Source organism: Bradyrhizobium sp. NBAIM08, from assembly GCF_020193935.1.
Taxonomy (GTDB): domain Bacteria; phylum Pseudomonadota; class Alphaproteobacteria; order Rhizobiales; family Xanthobacteraceae; genus Bradyrhizobium; species Bradyrhizobium yuanmingense.
Genome location: NZ_JADYVR010000006.1, coordinates 119,454 through 136,779 on the forward strand (window position 1 = coordinate 119,454; position 17,326 = coordinate 136,779).

Sequence of the window (17,326 nt, forward strand, 5' to 3'; positions counted from 1 at the left end):
ATGAAGAGTTTCAAGGTTGCCGATTTCAAGGCGCCGCTGCAGGAGGTCGACGAGGCGACGCCGCAGCCCTCGGGCACGCAGGTGCTGATCAAGGTGAAGGCCGCCGGCGTCTGCCACAGCGACCTCCACATCTGGGAAGGCGGCTACGATCTCGGCCATGGCCGCAAGCCGCTCTCGTTGAAGGACCGCGGCATCAACCTGCCGCTGACCATGGGCCACGAGACGGTCGGCGAAGTCCTCGCCTTCGGCCCCGACGTGAAGCCGACCGACCAGGGCGACCTGAAGGTCGGCGATGTCGGGCTGGTCTATCCCTGGATCGGCTGCGGCAGATGTGCAACGTGCCTCGCCGGTGACGAGAACATGTGCCTGACGCCGCGCTCGCTCGGGGTCTATTGCGACGGCGGCTATTCCGATCACATGCTGGTGCCGCATCCGCGCTACCTGCTCAATCTGAAAGGCCTCGATCCTGCAACGACCGCGCCCTATGCCTGCTCGGGCGTCACCACCTACAGCGCGCTGAAGAAGGTCGAGCAGCATTTCGACACGCCGATCGTGATGTTCGGCGCCGGCGGCCTCGGGCTGATGGCGCTGTCGCTGCTCAAGGCGATGGGCGGCAAGGGTGCGATCATGGTCGATATCGACGCGAGGAAGCGCGAGGCGGCGGAGAAGGCCGGTGCGCTTGCGACCGTCGATCCCAAGGCCCCTGACGCGCTGGAGCAGCTTGCCAAGAAGGCGGGCGGCCCTATCCGCGCCGTGATCGACCTCGTCGGCAACGCTGCTACGACGCAGCTCGGCTTCGACTGCCTGACCAAGGGCGGTAAGCTCGTCCTTGTCGGCCTGTTCGGCGGCGGCGCGACCTGGGCGTTGCCGCTGATTCCGATCAAGGCGGTGACGATCCAGGGCAGCTATGTCGGAAACTTGCGCGAGACGCAGGAGCTGCTCGACCTGGTGCGGTCGAAGAAGGTGCCGCCGATCCCGGTGACGCCGCAACCGCTCGCCAAGGCCAACGACGCGCTGCTGCAATTGCAGCAGGGCGCGGTGGTCGGGCGTACGGTGCTGACGCCGTAACGAATGCTCTCTCCCTCGTCATTGCGAGGAGCGAAGCGACGAAGCAATCCAGAATGTCTCCGTGGATGCAGTTCTGGATTGCTTCGCTTCGCTCGCAATGACGACCTGGTTGACACCTCCCTTGAGGCCTTAAATGTCCGCAAACAACGCCTTCCACATTGCCGTGCTCGCCGGTGACGGCATCGGCCCTGAAGTCATGGCGCCGGCGCTGGAGGTGCTGCGCAAGGTCGGCGAGAAGTCCGGCCTCGGCTTCCGCTTCACCGAGGCGCCGGCCGGCGCCAACCATTATCTCGCGACCGGCAAGTCGATGCCGGATAGCACCATCAAGCTCTGCGAGGAGGCGGACGCGATCCTGCTCGGGGCCTGCGGCCTGCCGTCGGTGCGCTACCCCGACAATACCGAGATCGCGCCGCAGATCGAGCTGCGCTTCATCTTCGATCTCTATGCCGGCCTGCGCCCGGCGCGCCTCATTCCGGGCGTGCCGAGCCCGATCGTCGGTGCCGACCAGCGCGGCATCGATCTTGTCGTGATCCGGGAGTCCACCGAGGGCCTGTTCGCCTCGATGGGCAAGGGCGTCGTCACCCATGAGGACGCGCGCGAGACCATGGTGATCACGCGCAAAACCTCCGAGCGCCTGTTCGAGTTCTCGTTCCGCCTTGCCGAGCGGCGCAAGGCGCGCGGCAAGCCGGGCGCACTCACCTGCGTCGACAAGGCGAACGTGTTCAAGGCCTTTGCGTTCTTCCGCGGCATCTTCGACGAGATCGAGAAGAAGCATCCTGGCGTGAAGACCGACCGGCTCTATGTCGATGCCTGCTCGGCGATGCTGGTCAAGCGTCCCTGGGATTTCGACGTGATGGTGATGGAGAACATGTTCGGTGACATCGTCTCCGACATCACCGCAAGCCTGATCGGCGGCCTCGGCATGGCGCCGTCCGCCGACATCGGCGACAAGTATGCGGTGTTCCAGCCGTGCCACGGCACGGCGCCTGACATCATGGGGCAGGGCAAGGCCAACCCCACCGGCATGATCCTGTCCGCCGCGATGATGCTGGATTGGCTCGCCGACAAGCACGGCATCGAGAGCGCTGCGGAAGCCGGCGAGACGATCGAGCGTGCGGTGGACCAGGTCTATGCCGGCGGCATCAAGCCGATGGAATTCGGCGGCGGCAATGGCACGGCTGACATCACGAAAGCGGTGCTGGGAGCGCTGTAGGGGCTGTGCTCCTGGCCTCTCTCCACGACGAAATTACTTCCCCCTAAACTGCGGCTTCCGCTTTTCCATGAAGGCCTGCCGGCCCTCGCGGAAATCCGCGCTGTCCATGCAGGCATTGCCGATCACCTTGATCGCCTCCATGTCGCGCCGGCTCTCGTCCTTCAGCACCTGCGCGATTGTGATCTTGGCCGCCTTGATCGCGAGCGGGGCGTTCTGCGCGATCGTCTCGGCCATCGCCATGGTCTCGCCCCAGAGCTCGCCTTGCGGAAACACGCGCTCGACGAGGCCGATGCGCAGCGCCTCGGCGGAATCGATGCGCATGCCCGTATACATCAGCAGCCGCGCCCAGGACGGCCCGACCAGCGACACCAGATGCCGCAGGCCGTCATAGCCATAGGCGATGCCGAGCTTGGCGGCGGGAATGCCGAACTGGCTTTCATGCGAGGCGAGGCGGATGTCGGCGAGCATGGCGACCTGCATGCCGCCGCCGAGGCAATAGCCGTCGATGCAGGCGATGGTCGGCTTGGGATAATCGGCGAGCAGCGCGCGCTGGGCGGCGCTGCGCTTGGCGTATTGCTCGGATGCCGCCGCATTGTGCCTCACCTTCTCGAACTGGCTGATGTCGGCACCCGAGACGAACGCCTTGCCGCCGGCGCCGCGCAGGATCACGACGCGCACCGTGTCGTCGTCGCGCAAGACCGTCAGCGCCTCGCCAAATCCCTCCCACATCTCCAGCGACATCGCGTTGCGCTTGTCGGGATTGTTGAAGGTGATCACGCCGACGCCATCGGCCGTGTGCGTCAGAATCTTGCCGTCGGCGTAAGGTGTTCCGGTCGTGCTGATAACGTCTGGCATCGCGCGCTCGCTGCTCGGTGGCGAGGCGCAATGTGCGGCGCAGGCACCGCCGCGGTCAACTGGCGCGGGAGAGGAGAGCCTGCATCCGCCCGTGCTGCGATTGCATGGCGCGCGGCGTTCGACGGAGGCGGAAAGGTCGGGGGAAGACCGCCAACAAAAAGGGGCGGCCATGCCGCCCCGAGACCGGCCGCGCGCGGTTGCGCGCAGACATCTTTCGGCCGATCTCGTGCAATCCGGCCGCGCCCCCCGTGACGCGGCGGATTGAACGTCGGCCGTGAAGGCCGGACCGTCGACCGGCCTCAGCTCTCGTTCGCCGCGATCGATTCCATCAGCGAGACGAGCTGACGCTGCACCGTCTGATCCTTGATCTTGCTGTAGGCGCGCAGCAGGCGGAGGCTGAAGGCCGAATCGAGAAAGAGCAGGCTCTCGACTTCGCGGGCCTTGTTGTCGCCGTCGTAGAAGAAGGTCACGGGCACATCGAGGGCGGAGGCGATCTGCTGAAGCCGGGCCGCGCCGACGCGATTGACGCCCTTCTCGTATTTCTGCACCTGCTGGAAGCTGACGCCGAGCTTCTCGCCGAGCTCGGCCTGCGAGATCTTCATCTCGACGCGCCGCAGACGGATCCGCTTGCCAAGCTCGATGTCCGGCTTGCCCGCGCTGCGCTGCTTCATTCTTTTGGCCGCTGCTTTCATCTCTGTTTTCACCTTTGTTCTTCGGTTGAAAATCCCCCGAAGAGCTGGGTCAGGGGTTCGCCCATATACGAGTCCTTGAATTCATGCGGGTGCACGAACTCTTCCTTAAACCACGGGAAGCGGGCCGGATTGAAAGCCTCGATCAGCCAGTCAATCATGTGCCGCACGCGCGGGATACGGCCGCTACCAGGGTGGTAGGACAGCCAGATATCCAGCGGTCGGTTCAGCTCGACCTCCAGTGGAATTAATTTCCCGCCGAGCGCAATGGCGTAGCTCGGGAAGACGCCGATGCCGGCGCCATTCGCGACCGCCCAATAGTTGGCGCTCGAGACGTTGGTCTTCATGACCAGAAGGTCACGTTCGGACACGCCCGGGAAAAAGCTTTCGAAGGATTCCTTGGCGGCGAGCTGGTCGGCGAATTGCAGCACCAGACGATGCTTGATCAATTCCGCCGCCGAGCGCGGCGCGCCATGCTTTGCGATGTATTTCTCCGAGGCCCAGAACATCAGATGCATGCGGCCGAGCCGCACCAGCTTGATGTCCAGCGCCGAGGGACGGGACAGATGAATGGCGACGTCGGCCTCGTGGCGCGAGACGTCGGCCGAGCGCATCGCGCAATGCAGGTCCACCAGGATCTTCGGATAGGCCTGCTGGAATTCGACCAGGCGGGGGGCAAGCCAGAATGTGCCGAGCCCCTCGGTGACGGCGACGCGGACCTCGCCCGACAGCGCGTTGGCCATCGAATCGCTGGCGCGCAGCACGTCGAAGGTGGCTGCCTCCATGCGCTCGACGGCGGAGACCACCAGGGCGCCCTCATCGGTCAGATGGGTGCCGTGGACGTCGCGCGTGAATAACGTGGTGCCGGTCTGGCGTTCGAAATCGTCGATGCGGCGCCGCACGGCGTTGATCGACAGAGACAGGCGCTCGGCCGCCGAGCGAAAGCTTCCGCATCGGACGACTTCCAAGAATATGCGGGCGGCGTCCCAGTCGGAGAGGCCGCTGATATTTGTCTTTGGGCGTTCCTCCAGAGGAACGCCCCTTTCCGCCAAGGAGTGCATACAATTCCCTTTGGAACGCTAAACTGGCAGAATCTGGCGCAAACCACAACCACGACGGGTTGGGGAACGACGAGTTTTGAACGTCATCCTTACTACCTTAGGGCGGTATTTGGATGCTCCCATGGGCTGGGAATTCGGGCGAGGCTAATCGGCTCGAGTGAGGGGTATGACGTGAGTTCCGTTGCGAGCCGCGAGATGGCTGCGGGAGTGCCGGCGCTGACTGCAATGAACGGTCTTGCGCAGGAGTCGGTGCTCTTCGCCGTTGCTGGATCAATCGCACCGCGTCAGGCGTTCGCTCCCGGAGCATTGCGGCGGTCGCCAAAGGCGCCGCATGGCGATGCGAGCGGGAACCCGGTTCCACAGCAGAAACACACTGAAATCAGGTTCGAAGGCGCAGTCGCCTCGTGCTATCTATCGTCTTCCATGGGGGCCGAAGGGGGCGTGACAGATACGTCTCGCAGGCCGAATTAACGGAAAGAACGCCGGTGTCGCATTCAGACGAACAGTTGCAGTCGGTGCTGGAAACGCTCGAGGAGTGCCGCAGGGTTCTCAATGCCTGCAACAGCCGCGAGTCGGCCGAGATGCTGTCCATCGTCATCCTCGACGTCAGGATGAGACTGAAAGGAATCGACAGTGCCGATCTCAAGGCGCTGTGCGACGAAATGCTGCGGAGCGCTGCCAGCGAGCCGCCGCCCCCTTCCAAGCAGACGCAGGACCAGCCCCGGCGTCCGCTGCTCCGCGTGGTGAAGTAGCCGCGCCGCCCAATCTCGCTTTCCGGCGAGGTTTGTGCGCGTCCCGATGCCGCATCTGTGATCACGGAGGGCATCGGGCGGAGCCCTGGCTTTGTGCGCCTCTGTTGCGCATTCTCCGGCATGGGCTACACCAGAGCCGGTTCGGCTCCGGGCCGGGCGCGGTCCCTGCGCGCCCTGACGGGGCCTGAGATGGCTCCGATTGCATCATGCAAAATGTTTCGATTCCGGCCGCACTGATTGCCGGCCTCGTCAGCTTCCTCTCGCCTTGCGTCCTGCCTCTGGTTCCGCCCTATCTGGTTTACCTCACGGGCGCCACGATCGAGCATGTCGAGAGCGACGAGCCAGTCGCGGCCTCCAAGCGCGCGATCATGATGTCGGCGCTCCTGTTCGTGCTCGGCTTCTCCACCATCTTCGTGGCGCTCGGCGCCAGCGCTTCGCTGATCGGCGGGCTGATCCGTGCCTGGTCGGCGGAGCTGTCGATCCTCGCCGGCATCGTCATCATCATCATGGGCCTGCACTTCCTCGGCCTGACGCGCATCGGCTTTCTGATGCGGGAAGGACGCCTGCCGATCCCCAAACCGGTCGGCCTCTGGGGCGCCTATATCATGGGTCTCGCATTCGCGTTCGGCTGGACACCCTGCATCGGCCCGATCCTCGCCGCGATCCTCTCGGTCGCCGCGGCGGAAGCCACGGTGACGAGGGGCGCCGGCCTGCTCGCGGTCTATTCCGCGGGCCTCGGCATCCCATTCCTGATCGCCGCGCTGATGATCGAACAGTTCTCCGCGCTGTTCGCGCGCATGAAGGGCCACCTCGTCAACGTCGAGCGCGCCATGGGCGTCCTGATGGTGCTCACCGGCATCGGCTTTCTCACCGGCGCGGTCTCGAATGTGAGCATCTGGCTGCTGGAGACGTTTCCGGTGCTGCAGACGATCGGTTAGGGCGCGCGGGGACCGGGTTTTCACGGACGAAAAAGTAGAGGAACCGTTGAAAACGGTCAGGCATGCTGCCACGGAACGACGATTCCAAACCTTTCCGGTCCCGAGGCGTTGCATCGGGGGACAACTCGCATGGTGGAGATCACGTGACCAAGACACTGCGCTTAGAACCCCTGTCGGACAACGCGGCGTTGGTTGCCTGGCAATTTTTGGGGCAGCCGTTGCAGGAGTGGCCGAGCTGGGTTCAGTCGAATTGCTCGCTGCAGAAGGATGCCGACGGAAAATTCGAGCTTCGGCACGAGCGGCGCAGCGGCACCCAGATCGTCTATCTCGGCGAGTGGCTGGTGAGAGATCTCGATGGCGGCGTGGACTTCTACACGGACGCTGAGATCTGGTCGCGGTTCGCTGCCAAGCGCTGACGCGCTGAGAGATTCAGCCGACGCGTCGATCGCGCCTTAGTCTTTCCTGCTCGAGCTTCGGACGATCAAAAGCCTGTGTGGCTGGTGGGGCAAAAAGCCTCGCGGTAGGAGCCGCCCAGAGAATGCAATCTGTAGTAATATTTCATCGTACTACACCCTGAGGGGCAATTCTTCTGAACGTATACTGAAACGAGAATTTTGGAAGCGACATCTTCGGCGCCCCTCTCCCCTAAAGCATTTGAGCAGGAGCAAGCGATGGGAACCGACGTGAATGTTCATCCCGGTCACGGCAAGGCCGGACGTCAACCGACGCGACAATTTCTGGATACGCTTTCCGGACACGACGATCCGGGCATGTTTGGCCGGATGTTTCCGACCCTGGAGCCGCTGGCTGTCGACGACGGTCCGCTGCGCGAGCTCGCCGACGCGATGAAGGATCCCGCCCCCGGCGACGCCGCGGGCAACAACCTCAACGTCCCGGCGGGTTTCACCTATCTCGGCCAATTCGTGGATCACGACATCACGCTCGATCTGACCTCCTTCGGCGAGAAGGAAGCCGATCCGACGGCGGTCACGAATTTCCGCACGCCCGCACTCGATCTCGACAGCGTCTATGGTCTCGGCCCCGACGGCAGCCGTCATCTCTACGCGCGCAATTCGGCCAGCGACAGCGGCAAGACACCGGGCCCCAAGCTGCTGATCGGCAAGACCGTCAACGTCGATGACATCACCGGCGATCATCGCAACGACCTGCCGCGCAATCCCGAGGGGTTTGCCCTGATCGGCGATCACCGCAACGACGAGAACCTGGTCGTCGCGCAAACCCACCTTGCGATGCTGAAGTTTCACAACAAGGTCTGCGATCAGCTCGCGGCGTCCGGCAAGCCGGCGGGCGAGATCTTCGAGGAAGCGCGCCGGATCGTGACCTGGCACTACCAATGGATGGTCCTGCACGATTTCGTGGAGCGGATTACCGAGAAGGGGATCGTCGCAAAGATCCTCGAGCAGGGGCGGCGCTTCTATCGGTTCAAGAAGATCCCCTACATGCCCGTCGAGTTTTCGGGGGCGGTCTATCGTCTCGGCCACAGCATGGTGCGCCAGGTCTATAGCCACAACCGGATCTTCACGCCCGGCCCGGGCGGGATTCCTGCAACTCTCGATTTGCTGTTCAGGTTCACGGGACTTTCGGGAGGAATCATCGGAGATCTCGCGCCCAATCCGATTCAGCCGCCGCTCCCGCTTCCGGTGCTTTCGAGCAACTGGATCATCGACTGGCGGCGCTACTTTCAGGTGCTGCCGAGCAACCCTGCGGGCGTGACGCTCAATCCCTCCCGCAAGATCGACCCGTTCATCGTGCCGCAACTCCATACCCTGCCTGGTGACGGCGGCAGCCTGCCGTTCCGCAACCTCAAGCGCGGCGTGTTGCTGGGATTGCCGTCCGGGCAGGACGTCGCCAAGGCCATGAAGATCAAGAATCCGCTGACGCCGGAAGAAATCTCGAAGGGGAGCGACGGCGCCGTGGCGAAAAAGCATGGCCTGCACCAAAACACTCCGCTCTGGTACTACATCCTCAAGGAGGCGGAGCAGCGGGGCAGCGGCGAAAGGCTCGGCCCGGTCGGCGCGACCCTGCTTGCCGAAGTCTTCGTCGGCCTCGTCCATGGCGACCACCAGTCGTATCTCTGGCTCAAGGGCAAGACCTGGAAGCCGACGCTGCCGTCGCAAGTGCCGGGCGAATTCACGATGGCCGACCTGCTGCGTTTCGTCGGGGATGTCAGCCCGATCGACGGCATCTCGACGGTCTAGACCAGACGCCTGCCAGCGTTGCAGACGATGGGCCGGACCGGCGTGCATGGCGCGCCGGTCTGGACGTTTGCAACAATGCTCAGGGCTTGAACACGTAGCCCGGCGTGATCGCCGCCGTCTCCGGGATCGGCGGCAGGTCGGCGAACAGCTGAGGACGGTCTTTCATGACCTTGAGAATGTGCTTCGGCTCAATATGCGCATTGACGTCGAAGGTCGATTTGAGGATGCCGAGCCGGGTGAGCCGGTCCTGGGCGCTCCACAGCGCGCGGTAGTTGTTCGCCGACAGCCGGCGGTCCGCCTGCTGGATGTTGAACTGCATCGCGGCCTCCGCGACCTCCTGCTTCAGGCCTGGAATCCAGCGCGTGGCGACTTGTGCCGCCAGCTTCGGGTTCTTGCGCATCCATTGGTCGGCCTCGGAGACGGCGGCGAGGAATTTCTCGATGGTCTCGCCGTTGGCCTGCACCCATGGGCGCAACGCGACGTTGAAGCCGATATAGGAGATCACGTCGCCGCCCCGAATGATCTCGACGGCGCCCGGCACGTCCTTGCCCGCGACGATCGGCCAGGGGTCCCAGCCCGAGAACGCGTCGATGCCCTTGGCGAGCAGGGCGACGGTCATGTCCGGGGGCGGGGTGTTGACCAATGTTACGTCGTCGGGTTTCAGTCCGGCCTTCTCCAGCGTCGCCAGGATATAGAGATGGTTGATCGTGCCGAACGACGCCGCGATCTTCTTGCCCTTCAACGTCGACAGGTCGCCCTTGACGATGCCCGAGCCTTCGCGCGCGATGATCGCCATCGTGGCATCGGAGCCGGCCTTGGTGGCGTTGCCGCTGTAATTGCCCAGCGCGACGAGGTCCATGCCGCGCAGCACCGCGCCGATCATGGGTACGCCGACCTGCACGATCTCGCTCTCGCCGGCCTGCAACGCGTTCAGCGCGTCGACACCGGTGGCGTAGGGGCGTGCGATCGTGACGTCGAGCCCGTACTTCTCGAAGAAGCCGCGCTCGAGCGCGATAGGCAGGCCAATCTGGTCGATGCCAGTGACCATGCCGGCCTTGAGTTTCGTCAGGGTTTGGGCGCTTGCCGGCACCATGCCGGCGAGAAGCGCCAATCCAAGCAGCAAGAGTCGTTTCATAGTCTCAGCCTCCCTCTTTTAACGGCCCCACCGCCGTCACCCAATAGGGCCGGGCCACGGCATTGAGGTCCGTTCTTTTGACACCGCGCAGCTCGATCGAATGCTCGTCCGTGCCCGAGACGCGTCCGTATTGCTGGAAGGCGAGCACGTGGAAACGCTCCGGCGTGAACGGCAGCTCGATCTGCACGTTCACCTTTTCCGACGTGCCCGTGAGCTGCGGCGAGATCTTTCCGGGCGCCGCGATGGTCAGCCAGAGCTGAAACAGCGCCCATGCCGCAATTGCGCCGAGCGCGATGCGCAGCTTGGGTGATCGCAGGGCTTCGGAGGCGATGCTCATGCTGCGCGCACCATCTGCAGCACGCGCGCCGAGAGCTGCTTGAACTCATCATCCCTGACGAGATCGTCCCAGATGCGAGGACGCGGCAGGTCGACCGCGATCTCGTCGAGCACGCGTCCCTTCGAGAGCACGACCACGCGATTGGCGAGAAACACCGCTTCCGACACGTCATGGGTGATGAAGATCACCGTCGGCTTGCGCTCCTGCCAGATGCGCGTCAGCTCCTCCTGGAGCGTCATGCGCGTCTGCGCGTCGACGCTGGCAAACGGCTCGTCCATCAAGAGGACGTCAGGGTTGTTGGCGAGTGCGCGCACCACGCCGACGCGCTGCTGCATGCCCCCGGAAAGCTCGTTGGGATAGCGGTGCGCCGCATGCGAGAGCCCGGCAAGCGCGAGATATTCATGCGCGATGCGGTCGCGCTCGGCCTTCGGCACGCCGCGCATCTTCGGCCCGAAGCCGACATTGTCGAGCACGGTCTTCCAGGGAAACAGCGCGAACGACTGGAACACGACGCCCCGCTCGGGGCCGGGCCCGTGCACCGGCTTGCCGTCGAGCAGGATGTCCCCCTTCGAATAGGGAATGAAGCCGGCGATCATGTTCAGGATCGTCGTCTTGCCGCAGCCGGAGGGGCCGACCACCGAGATGAACTCGCCGGGCTCGACCTCGAGTGAGACGTCGTGGACGGCGGTGACATGCGCGCCTGCATAAGGGTCGAAATAGGTCTTGCCGAGATTGCGCAGCGAGAGCGTCTTCATGATGTCACTAATCCCCAACGCTGGCCGGTCGCACGCTCGAGCGGGGCGAGAATCCAGGCGTCCACGATGTACCAGAGCAGTCCGAGAATGATCATGCCGAGGATGATCTCGACGGTCGACCCGGCGCGGCGCGCATCGAACATCATGAAGCCGATGCCCGACGTGCCGACGATCATCTCGACCGCGATCAGCGCGCGCCAGCCGTAGCCGAGTCCGTTGCGCAGGCCGGTGATGATGTTGGGCAGGGCGCCCGGCAGCGTCACCTCCCACAGCACGCGCGCCTGCGAAGCCCCGAGGCTCAAGGCGGCGCGTGACAGATCGCGCGGTACCGATTCCACGCCGAGCACGGTGTTGAGCACGACGGGGAACAGCACGGTGTAGACGATGACGAAGGTCATCGTCGTCAGACCGAAGCCGAACCAGATCAGAAGGATCGGCAGCCAGGCGATGTCGCCGATGGCCTGGAAGAACAGCAGCACCGGCCAGCAGATGCGATGCGCCCAGCGGCTGGTGCCGATCAGGATGCCCAAGGGTATGCCGAGCGCCATGCCGACCGCGGCGCCGGTCGCGAGCCGGATCAGGCTGTCCTGGAGATAGTCGGGCAGGATGCCCTTGTAGGTCAGCGTGAAGAATGCGCGGATGACGTCGGCCGGGCCGGGGAAGAACGCGCGTGGAAACAGCCCGGCCTCGCTGACCGCGGTCCACAGCGCCAGCACCGGGATGAAGGGAATGATCGCGGCGATGCCCGGCCAGCGCCGGATCAGGCGGGCATAGCCGGCCCAGATTTGCAGCAGGACGTTCATGCGCGCCTCACCATGCCCCAGCGCTCGATAGTCGCGCGTTCCAGCGGGACCAGCAGCAAACGGTCGATCAGAAGCCAGAGCACGCCGATCACGATCATGCCGAACACGATCACCTCGGTGCGGTAGAAATCGCGCGCGACGAACAGCATGTAGCCGAGCCCGACATTGGTCGCGATCATCTCCGCGGCGATCAGGCCGCGCCAGGCAAAGCCCAGGCCGGTGCGAATGCCAGTGACGATATTGGGCAGCGCGCCCGGCAGCAGTACTTCGGTCAGCAGCGCCCAGCGGCCGGCGCCGAGCGAGGCGGCAGCGTTGCGCAGCGTGTGCGGGATGGTCCTGACGCCGAGAAGCGTGTTGTAGGCGACGACGAAGAATACGGCGTTGAAGATCACGAAGACGATCGCGCCGAAACCGTAACCGAACCACAGCGTCGCGATCGGGATCCAGGCAATGCCGGCGAGCACCGAGAAGAACCGGAACAGCGGCGTGAGAAAGGCCGCGACCGTCGGGCTGACGCCCATGGCGATGCCGAGCGGCACCGCCGTGGCGATGCCGATCAGTGTCCCCAGGCCGACGCGCAAAAGGCTGGCGCCGACATGCGCGAACAACGTGCCGTCCCGGATCGAGTCAAGCGCGGCGGTGCCGACCGCGCCGACCGAGGGAAACACGCGCGGATTGACGTTGAACAGCGGGATCACGGCGGCCCAGACCGCGACCAGCGCAAGCAGCGGCGCGACGAACATTGCAGCGCCGGCCAGCGAGTTGACGCTGCGCATCAGCCGCGACGATCGGCCTTTCAGACTGTCCGTCAGCTGCATTCGACCTCCCTGACGCTCAGCTATGCCTGTACCGGCATTTCCCACTGATCATTGCTGGTATCGTAGCCGCGTCTCGCGCAATCGCATATCTGTATCGGTTGCGACCCTCCTCGCGATCCGCGCGGAGCGGGGATCCGGGCCAAGCCCCTCATGTCACGGTGCATGGCGCTTTCTCTTGCGGTTGAGGCTCGGCTTCCTGACGGCGCGCAGGGTCGATCCATCCGCTTTGCGAGCCGCCGCGGCGATAATGGTCTTTCGGTTCGACAGCTTCGATCGGGTGTAGCCCAGCAGCCGTTCCATCGCGGCGCGCGCCTTCTCCGGGTTGCCGCTCTCGATGGCCCGCGCCGCCATGACGTGGTTCGGCAGATTGTCCTTGAACCAGCCGCCGGGGCCGCCGACGGCAACGGTGAAGACGGTGCCCAGAATGGTATCGATCGCCCCGCGAAAGCCCTGGAGGACCGGATTGTGGGTCGCGTCCAGGATGGCGAGATGGAAAGCCTTGTCGGCAGCGAGGGCGCTGGCCTGGTCCTTTGCAGTCTGCATCGCCGCCAGGGCCGTGTCGATCCGCCAGCGGTCGTTCCTTGTTGCACGCTCGGCCGCAAGCGCTGCGGCAGCGGGCTCGATGATCGAGCGCACCTCCTGGATTGCCAGCAGAAGGTCCCGATCCGGCTCGTCCTGACCGACCAGCCAGCTCAGCACGTCGCGGTCGAGCAGGCTCCATTCATGGCGCGGCAGCACGTGCGTGCCGTGGCGCGGCCGCACGCTGACCAGACCTTTGGCGGCGAGCGTCTTGATGGCTTCGCGCACCACGCCGCGCCCGACTCCGAAGCGGGCTTCGAGCTCAGGTTCCGGCGGCAGGGCTGTCCCGACCGGAATGAGATCCTGCGCGATCTCCCGGCCGAGCGTCGTCAGCACGGCGCGAATGCGGCCGGGCTTGATCGGCTTGTCGACGGGGCTCGGGCGCGCTCTTGCCACTCGTACGTTTCTCCCGTCCGGCCTGTCGCGGCTGGTTCGTTTGTATTTGGCTGCCACGCCCCGGCAGCTGCAATCATCGGATGTTTAACATCGGATGAATGGATGAGGGCAAGCGCAATTGTCGCAGCACACCCCGTGTTGCGTTGCGATATGCGCGTGGACCGCGGATCAAAGCGTCTCCTCCAGCGTGCAGGTCACAGTGCAGACGACGCCGCGCGGCAGGGGCAAGCCCCCGTGATCCGCTGCACCTCGGCATCGAGCACCATGCGCATGCTACGCACCGTTTCCAGCAAACGGCGCGCAGCCTCGCTGCGATCCTGATGGTAGTTGTAATAGGCAAGGCCCACCGCGAAAACGATCAGCGGTAGCGTCGTTCCGGCGACAAGGAGGCGAGCCGAACGGGCAAGGTAAGCTTTGGCGAACGCAGGCGTCCCGGTTCCAGCGCGGCAGCACCGGACAATGATTTTGAAGAGACCATAGGCGCAGGAATTGTGCTGCGCCACGAATTTTCGCCGTCCGTCCAGCGCGCTCCTGATCGCCGGAGACCTCGCGCCTCCGCCGCATACCGAAGCGGCGAGTTGCAGTGCAGCAGGCGTTTACGTGCAGTCCTGCGACGAAGGGGTAGCTCCAGCCCACGCGAAATGACTTCCGTCCCGCCGAGGTTTTTCATACGCTTGCCTCTCGCAAGCCGCATAACGGCTGCGCTCACGGCCCGGCGACAGGGCCGGAGCATCAAAGGGAGGGGAGACGATGAAGCGAAGGTCATTTCTCGCTGGGATCGGTGCAACCACTGCGGCAGCTGCCATCGGCATGCCGTCGATCCTGAGGGCGCAAGCCCCGATCACACTGAACGGTGCCGTGCAGTTCAATGACGACCATGCCTTCAATCGGGCCCTGCTGCGGTTCGAGGAGCTGGTGAAGAAATATTACGGCAAGCCCGTCAACTTCACCCTGCACAGGAACTCCTCGCTCGGCCTCGAGAAGCAGTATTTCGAGTACATGTCGCAAGGCAAGGCAGTCGATTACGGCATCGTCTCGCCGGCTCACATGTCGACCTTCGCCAAGGCCGCCCCGTTCATCGATGCGCCCTTCGTGTTCAAGGGCATCGAGCACATGAACAAGGTGGTCGAAGCCAATATCCTGGCGCCAGTCGCCGACGAGGTCGCGGCCAAGGCGGACGTGGTTCTGATCGGTTATGCCGGCGGCGGCATCCGCAACATCTTCGCCAACAAGCCGCTCAAGAACCTCGCCGACCTCAAGGGCCTCAAGGTGCGCGTGCAGGGCGCGCCGATCTGGTCGAAGACCTTTGCGGCCGTTGGCATGAGCCCCACGGTGATCGCCTATAACGAAGTCTACAACGCGATCCAGAACGGGGTGATATCAGCCGGCGAGAACGAAGCGGCCGGCGTCGAGGCGATGAAGTTCTATGAAGTGGCGCCGCATCTCAACCTGACCCAGCACGCCGTGTCGATCCGGCCGATCTGCTTTTCCGTCAAGACGCTGAAGACCCTGCCGAAGGATCTGCAGGACGCGATCATGAAAGCGGGCAAGGAGGCCGGCGATTACGGCCGCCAGCTCGAGTCGAGCGAGGAGGTCGTCAAGCTCGACACGCTGGAGAAGGCCGGCAAGCTCAAGCGCGTTCCGTTCGAGGAGCGGGACGCCATGAAGAAGCTCGCCGACCCCGTGATGGCCACCTACGCCAAGGAGATCGGCGCGGAGGGCATTTTCGAGAAGATCAACGTCGTCTGAGGCCGCCCTGTCCGCCGACAGCATTCCGGGCAGGCCCCGCTTCCTGCCCGGACATGGCGGATGAGCGCCGTACGGAGCTCCAATGTCCGAAATGCACGTCCCGTCCACACCGTCGCTGTGGCGTCGCGTCACCGCGGCCTATGCGAAATTGTTGGAATTCCTGCTTGCCGCCTGCGTCGGCATCCTGGTCATCCCCGTCACATTGCAGATCGTCTCGCGCTACACGCCGTTCATTCCCTCCTACATCTGGACCGAGGAGATGGCGCGATTCCTGTTCATCTGGACGATCATGATCGGCGCCATGGTCGGCATCCGCGAGGCTCAGCATTTCGAGGTCGACGTGTGGCCCGATTTGTCGCGGCGGTCGGAGGCCGCAGTGCGGATCCTCGCGCGGCTCGGCGTGCTGGCACTGGCCCTCGTGTTCGTGTCGGCCGGCATCGAATTCACACGCTTCGCCTGGAACAGGACGTCGGAGCTGGCCGATCTGCCGCTCTGGCTGATCCACGTCGCCTGGCCGGTGGCCGGCGTGACATGGATTGTGTTTGCGGGCGAACAGATGCTCGATGAACTGCGCGTTCTGGTCGGGGCACAGCAATGAACGGCACCGTACTTTCTGCCGGACAGGCCGCCATGGTGCTGTTCGGGGTCTTCGTCGGCCTGCTGATCGTGCGGGTGCCGGTCGCCTTCGCGCTGGGTCTTGCCTGCGTGCCGATCCTTCTGATCGAGCCGCGCCTGTCGCTGATGACGCTCGCGCAGGAGACTTTCAACGCATACAACTCGTTCATCCTGCTCGCGGTGCCGTTCTTTCTGTTGACGGCGAACCTGATGAGTATAGGCGGTATCACGGATCGCCTGGTGGCGCTGTCGCGCTCGATGGTCGGGCACTGGCCGGGGTCGCTGGCGCAGATCAACGTCGTGCTGTCGGTGTTCTTTGCCGGCATCTCCGGCTCCTCCACTGCGGATGCGGCGAGCCAATCGAAGATCTTCATCGATGCGCAGACCAAGGAGGGCTACGATCTCTCGTTTTCCATTGCCATCACGGCGGCCTCCGCGGTTCTTGCGGTCGTCATTCCGCCCTCGATCCTGATGATCGTGTGGGGCGGTCTGATCTCGACCTCGATAGCGGCGATGTATCTGGCCGGTATCGTGCCCGGGCTGCTGATCGCGGGCGCGCAGATGGCGACGGTGCACGTCTATGCGGTGCGCCGCGGCTACCCGACCTATCCGAAGTCGACCTGGGTCGACATGCGATGCGCCATCTGGCGGTCGATACCCGCGTTAATAACGCCGTTCATCATCGTCGGCGGCATTCTGCTCGGCTGGTTCACCGCGACCGAGTCCGCCTGCGTTGCCGTGCTCTATTCCGTCGTGCTCTCGGCGTTCTTCTACCGCGAGACGGGAATCCGTGAATTGTACAGAGCCTTGCTCGACACTGGGCGCCTCGCCGGCGTGGCGCTGTTCTGCGTCGGCACCGCCAGTGCGTTCGGCTGGCTGCTGGCCTATTACAAGATCCCGCAAGAACTGCTGGCGAACGTTTCGACATGGGGCATGGGTCCCGTCGCGGCCGGCTTCTTCATCGCCTTCTGCTTTCTGGTGGTGGGCTGCTTTCTCGACGCCATCCCCGCGATCATCATCGTCGGCACCGTGCTGGAGCCGCTCGCCAGGTCCGTCGATCTGCATCCGGTCCAGTTCGCGATCATCTCCATCGTCTCGCTGGCCTTCGGATTGGTGACGCCGCCCTACGGCCTCTGTCTGATGATCGCCTGTTCGATCGCGGGCGTGCGGCTGCGCTATGCGCTGAAGGACACGGTCATCATGCTGATCCCGATGCTACTCGTGCTGGCGGCGGTGATCATTTGGCCCAGCGTGTCGCTGTTCCTGCCGCGCCTGATCGTGCCGGAAATGCTCAAGTGAGGGGCGATGGCGTGATCCCGCGGCCGGCGTCGCGGGGTCGTCGCG

At 64.3% G+C, this 17,326-nt stretch carries 18 protein-coding genes and 1 pseudogene; 9 read left to right on the forward strand and 10 right to left on the reverse strand.

The features are described from left to right. Both I6F37_RS21545 and I6F37_RS21550 read left to right on the forward strand, forming a co-directional pair. The gene (locus tag I6F37_RS21545; RefSeq protein WP_225152620.1) at positions 1-1,068 is read left to right on the forward strand and encodes an alcohol dehydrogenase; all 1,068 of its coding nucleotides are present in this window, start codon (positions 1-3) and stop codon (positions 1,066-1,068) included. A 133-nt stretch (positions 1,069-1,201) separates the two neighbouring features. Beyond that, a complete protein-coding gene (locus I6F37_RS21550; protein WP_225152622.1) occupies positions 1,202-2,281 on the forward strand; it encodes an isocitrate/isopropylmalate dehydrogenase family protein in 1,080 nt (359 codons plus the stop codon). Between the two features lie 33 nt (positions 2,282-2,314). Here the strand turns inward: I6F37_RS21550 and I6F37_RS21555 are convergent, their stop codons facing one another. From I6F37_RS21555 to I6F37_RS21565, 3 genes are all read right to left on the reverse strand, one after another. After that, positions 2,315-3,136: an enoyl-CoA hydratase gene (locus tag I6F37_RS21555; protein ID WP_225152624.1), complete on the reverse strand. Its 822-nt coding sequence runs from the start codon at positions 3,134-3,136 to the stop codon at positions 2,315-2,317. 299 nt (positions 3,137-3,435) lie between these two features. Continuing rightward, complete coding sequence (locus tag I6F37_RS21560; RefSeq protein ID WP_020608151.1) at positions 3,436-3,807, reverse strand: helix-turn-helix domain-containing protein; 372 nt, start codon at positions 3,805-3,807, stop codon at positions 3,436-3,438. 29 nt (positions 3,808-3,836) lie between these two features. Beyond that, on the reverse strand, positions 3,837-4,886 hold the full coding sequence (locus tag I6F37_RS21565; protein ID WP_036025896.1) for a LysR family transcriptional regulator: 1,050 nt from the start codon (positions 4,884-4,886) through the stop codon (positions 3,837-3,839). 515 nt (positions 4,887-5,401) lie between these two features. On the opposite strand from I6F37_RS21565, the gene I6F37_RS21570 reads away from it, so the two are divergent. The 4 genes from I6F37_RS21570 (at position 5,402) to I6F37_RS21585 (ending at position 8,795) form a co-directional block, all read left to right on the forward strand. After that, a complete protein-coding gene (locus I6F37_RS21570; RefSeq protein WP_225152816.1) occupies positions 5,402-5,638 on the forward strand; it encodes a hypothetical protein in 237 nt (78 codons plus the stop codon). 206 nt (positions 5,639-5,844) lie between these two features. After that, positions 5,845-6,576, forward strand: coding sequence for a cytochrome c biogenesis CcdA family protein (locus I6F37_RS21575; protein ID WP_036004503.1), 732 nt, complete (start codon positions 5,845-5,847; stop codon positions 6,574-6,576). Between the two features lie 143 nt (positions 6,577-6,719). Continuing rightward, on the forward strand, positions 6,720-6,992 hold the full coding sequence (locus I6F37_RS21580) for a hypothetical protein (RefSeq protein ID WP_036025895.1): 273 nt from the start codon (positions 6,720-6,722) through the stop codon (positions 6,990-6,992). Positions 6,993-7,247: 255 nt separating this feature from the next. Beyond that, complete coding sequence (locus I6F37_RS21585; protein WP_225152626.1) at positions 7,248-8,795, forward strand: heme peroxidase family protein; 1,548 nt, start codon at positions 7,248-7,250, stop codon at positions 8,793-8,795. Between the two features lie 79 nt (positions 8,796-8,874). On the opposite strand, the gene I6F37_RS21590 is transcribed toward I6F37_RS21585, so the two are convergent. The 7 genes and pseudogenes from I6F37_RS21590 to I6F37_RS21620 all read right to left on the reverse strand — a co-directional run. Then, positions 8,875-9,930: an ABC transporter substrate-binding protein gene (locus I6F37_RS21590; protein WP_036004511.1), complete on the reverse strand. Its 1,056-nt coding sequence runs from the start codon at positions 9,928-9,930 to the stop codon at positions 8,875-8,877. Between the two features lie 4 nt (positions 9,931-9,934). Further along, on the reverse strand, positions 9,935-10,267 hold the full coding sequence (locus I6F37_RS21595; RefSeq protein ID WP_036004514.1) for a hypothetical protein: 333 nt from the start codon (positions 10,265-10,267) through the stop codon (positions 9,935-9,937). Further along, the gene (locus I6F37_RS21600) at positions 10,264-11,022 is read right to left on the reverse strand and encodes an ABC transporter ATP-binding protein (RefSeq protein WP_036004517.1); all 759 of its coding nucleotides are present in this window, start codon (positions 11,020-11,022) and stop codon (positions 10,264-10,266) included. Before I6F37_RS21600 ends, I6F37_RS21595 begins: the two co-directional genes overlap by 4 nt. Further along, positions 11,019-11,825, reverse strand: coding sequence for an ABC transporter permease (locus tag I6F37_RS21605; RefSeq protein ID WP_225143697.1), 807 nt, complete (start codon positions 11,823-11,825; stop codon positions 11,019-11,021). Before I6F37_RS21605 ends, I6F37_RS21600 begins: the two co-directional genes overlap by 4 nt. Then, positions 11,822-12,643 (reverse strand): ABC transporter permease, encoded by an 822-nt coding sequence (locus I6F37_RS21610; protein ID WP_225143699.1) that lies wholly within the window; start codon positions 12,641-12,643, stop codon positions 11,822-11,824. The genes I6F37_RS21605 and I6F37_RS21610 overlap by 4 nt, the downstream gene beginning before the upstream one ends. A gap of 153 nt (positions 12,644-12,796) precedes the next feature. Further along, the gene (locus I6F37_RS21615) at positions 12,797-13,618 is read right to left on the reverse strand and encodes a FadR/GntR family transcriptional regulator (RefSeq protein ID WP_225127427.1); all 822 of its coding nucleotides are present in this window, start codon (positions 13,616-13,618) and stop codon (positions 12,797-12,799) included. A gap of 230 nt (positions 13,619-13,848) precedes the next feature. Continuing rightward, positions 13,849-14,096 (reverse strand): annotated as a pseudogene (locus tag I6F37_RS21620) (hypothetical protein); the annotation flags it as partial. A 272-nt stretch (positions 14,097-14,368) separates the two neighbouring features. Here I6F37_RS21620 and I6F37_RS21625 point away from each other — a divergent pair. The 3 genes from I6F37_RS21625 (at position 14,369) to I6F37_RS21635 (ending at position 17,281) form a co-directional block, all read left to right on the forward strand. Then, positions 14,369-15,367, forward strand: a complete 999-nt coding sequence (locus I6F37_RS21625) for a TRAP transporter substrate-binding protein (protein ID WP_036004529.1) — start codon at positions 14,369-14,371, stop codon at positions 15,365-15,367. A gap of 82 nt (positions 15,368-15,449) precedes the next feature. After that, positions 15,450-15,965 carry a TRAP transporter small permease gene (locus I6F37_RS21630; protein ID WP_057026775.1) on the forward strand — a complete coding sequence of 172 codons (516 nt, stop codon included), beginning with the start codon at positions 15,450-15,452 and terminating at the stop codon, positions 15,963-15,965. Beyond that, on the forward strand, positions 15,962-17,281 hold the full coding sequence (locus I6F37_RS21635; protein ID WP_036025880.1) for a TRAP transporter large permease: 1,320 nt from the start codon (positions 15,962-15,964) through the stop codon (positions 17,279-17,281). Before I6F37_RS21630 ends, I6F37_RS21635 begins: the two co-directional genes overlap by 4 nt. The last annotated feature ends 45 nt before the right edge of the window (positions 17,282-17,326 follow it).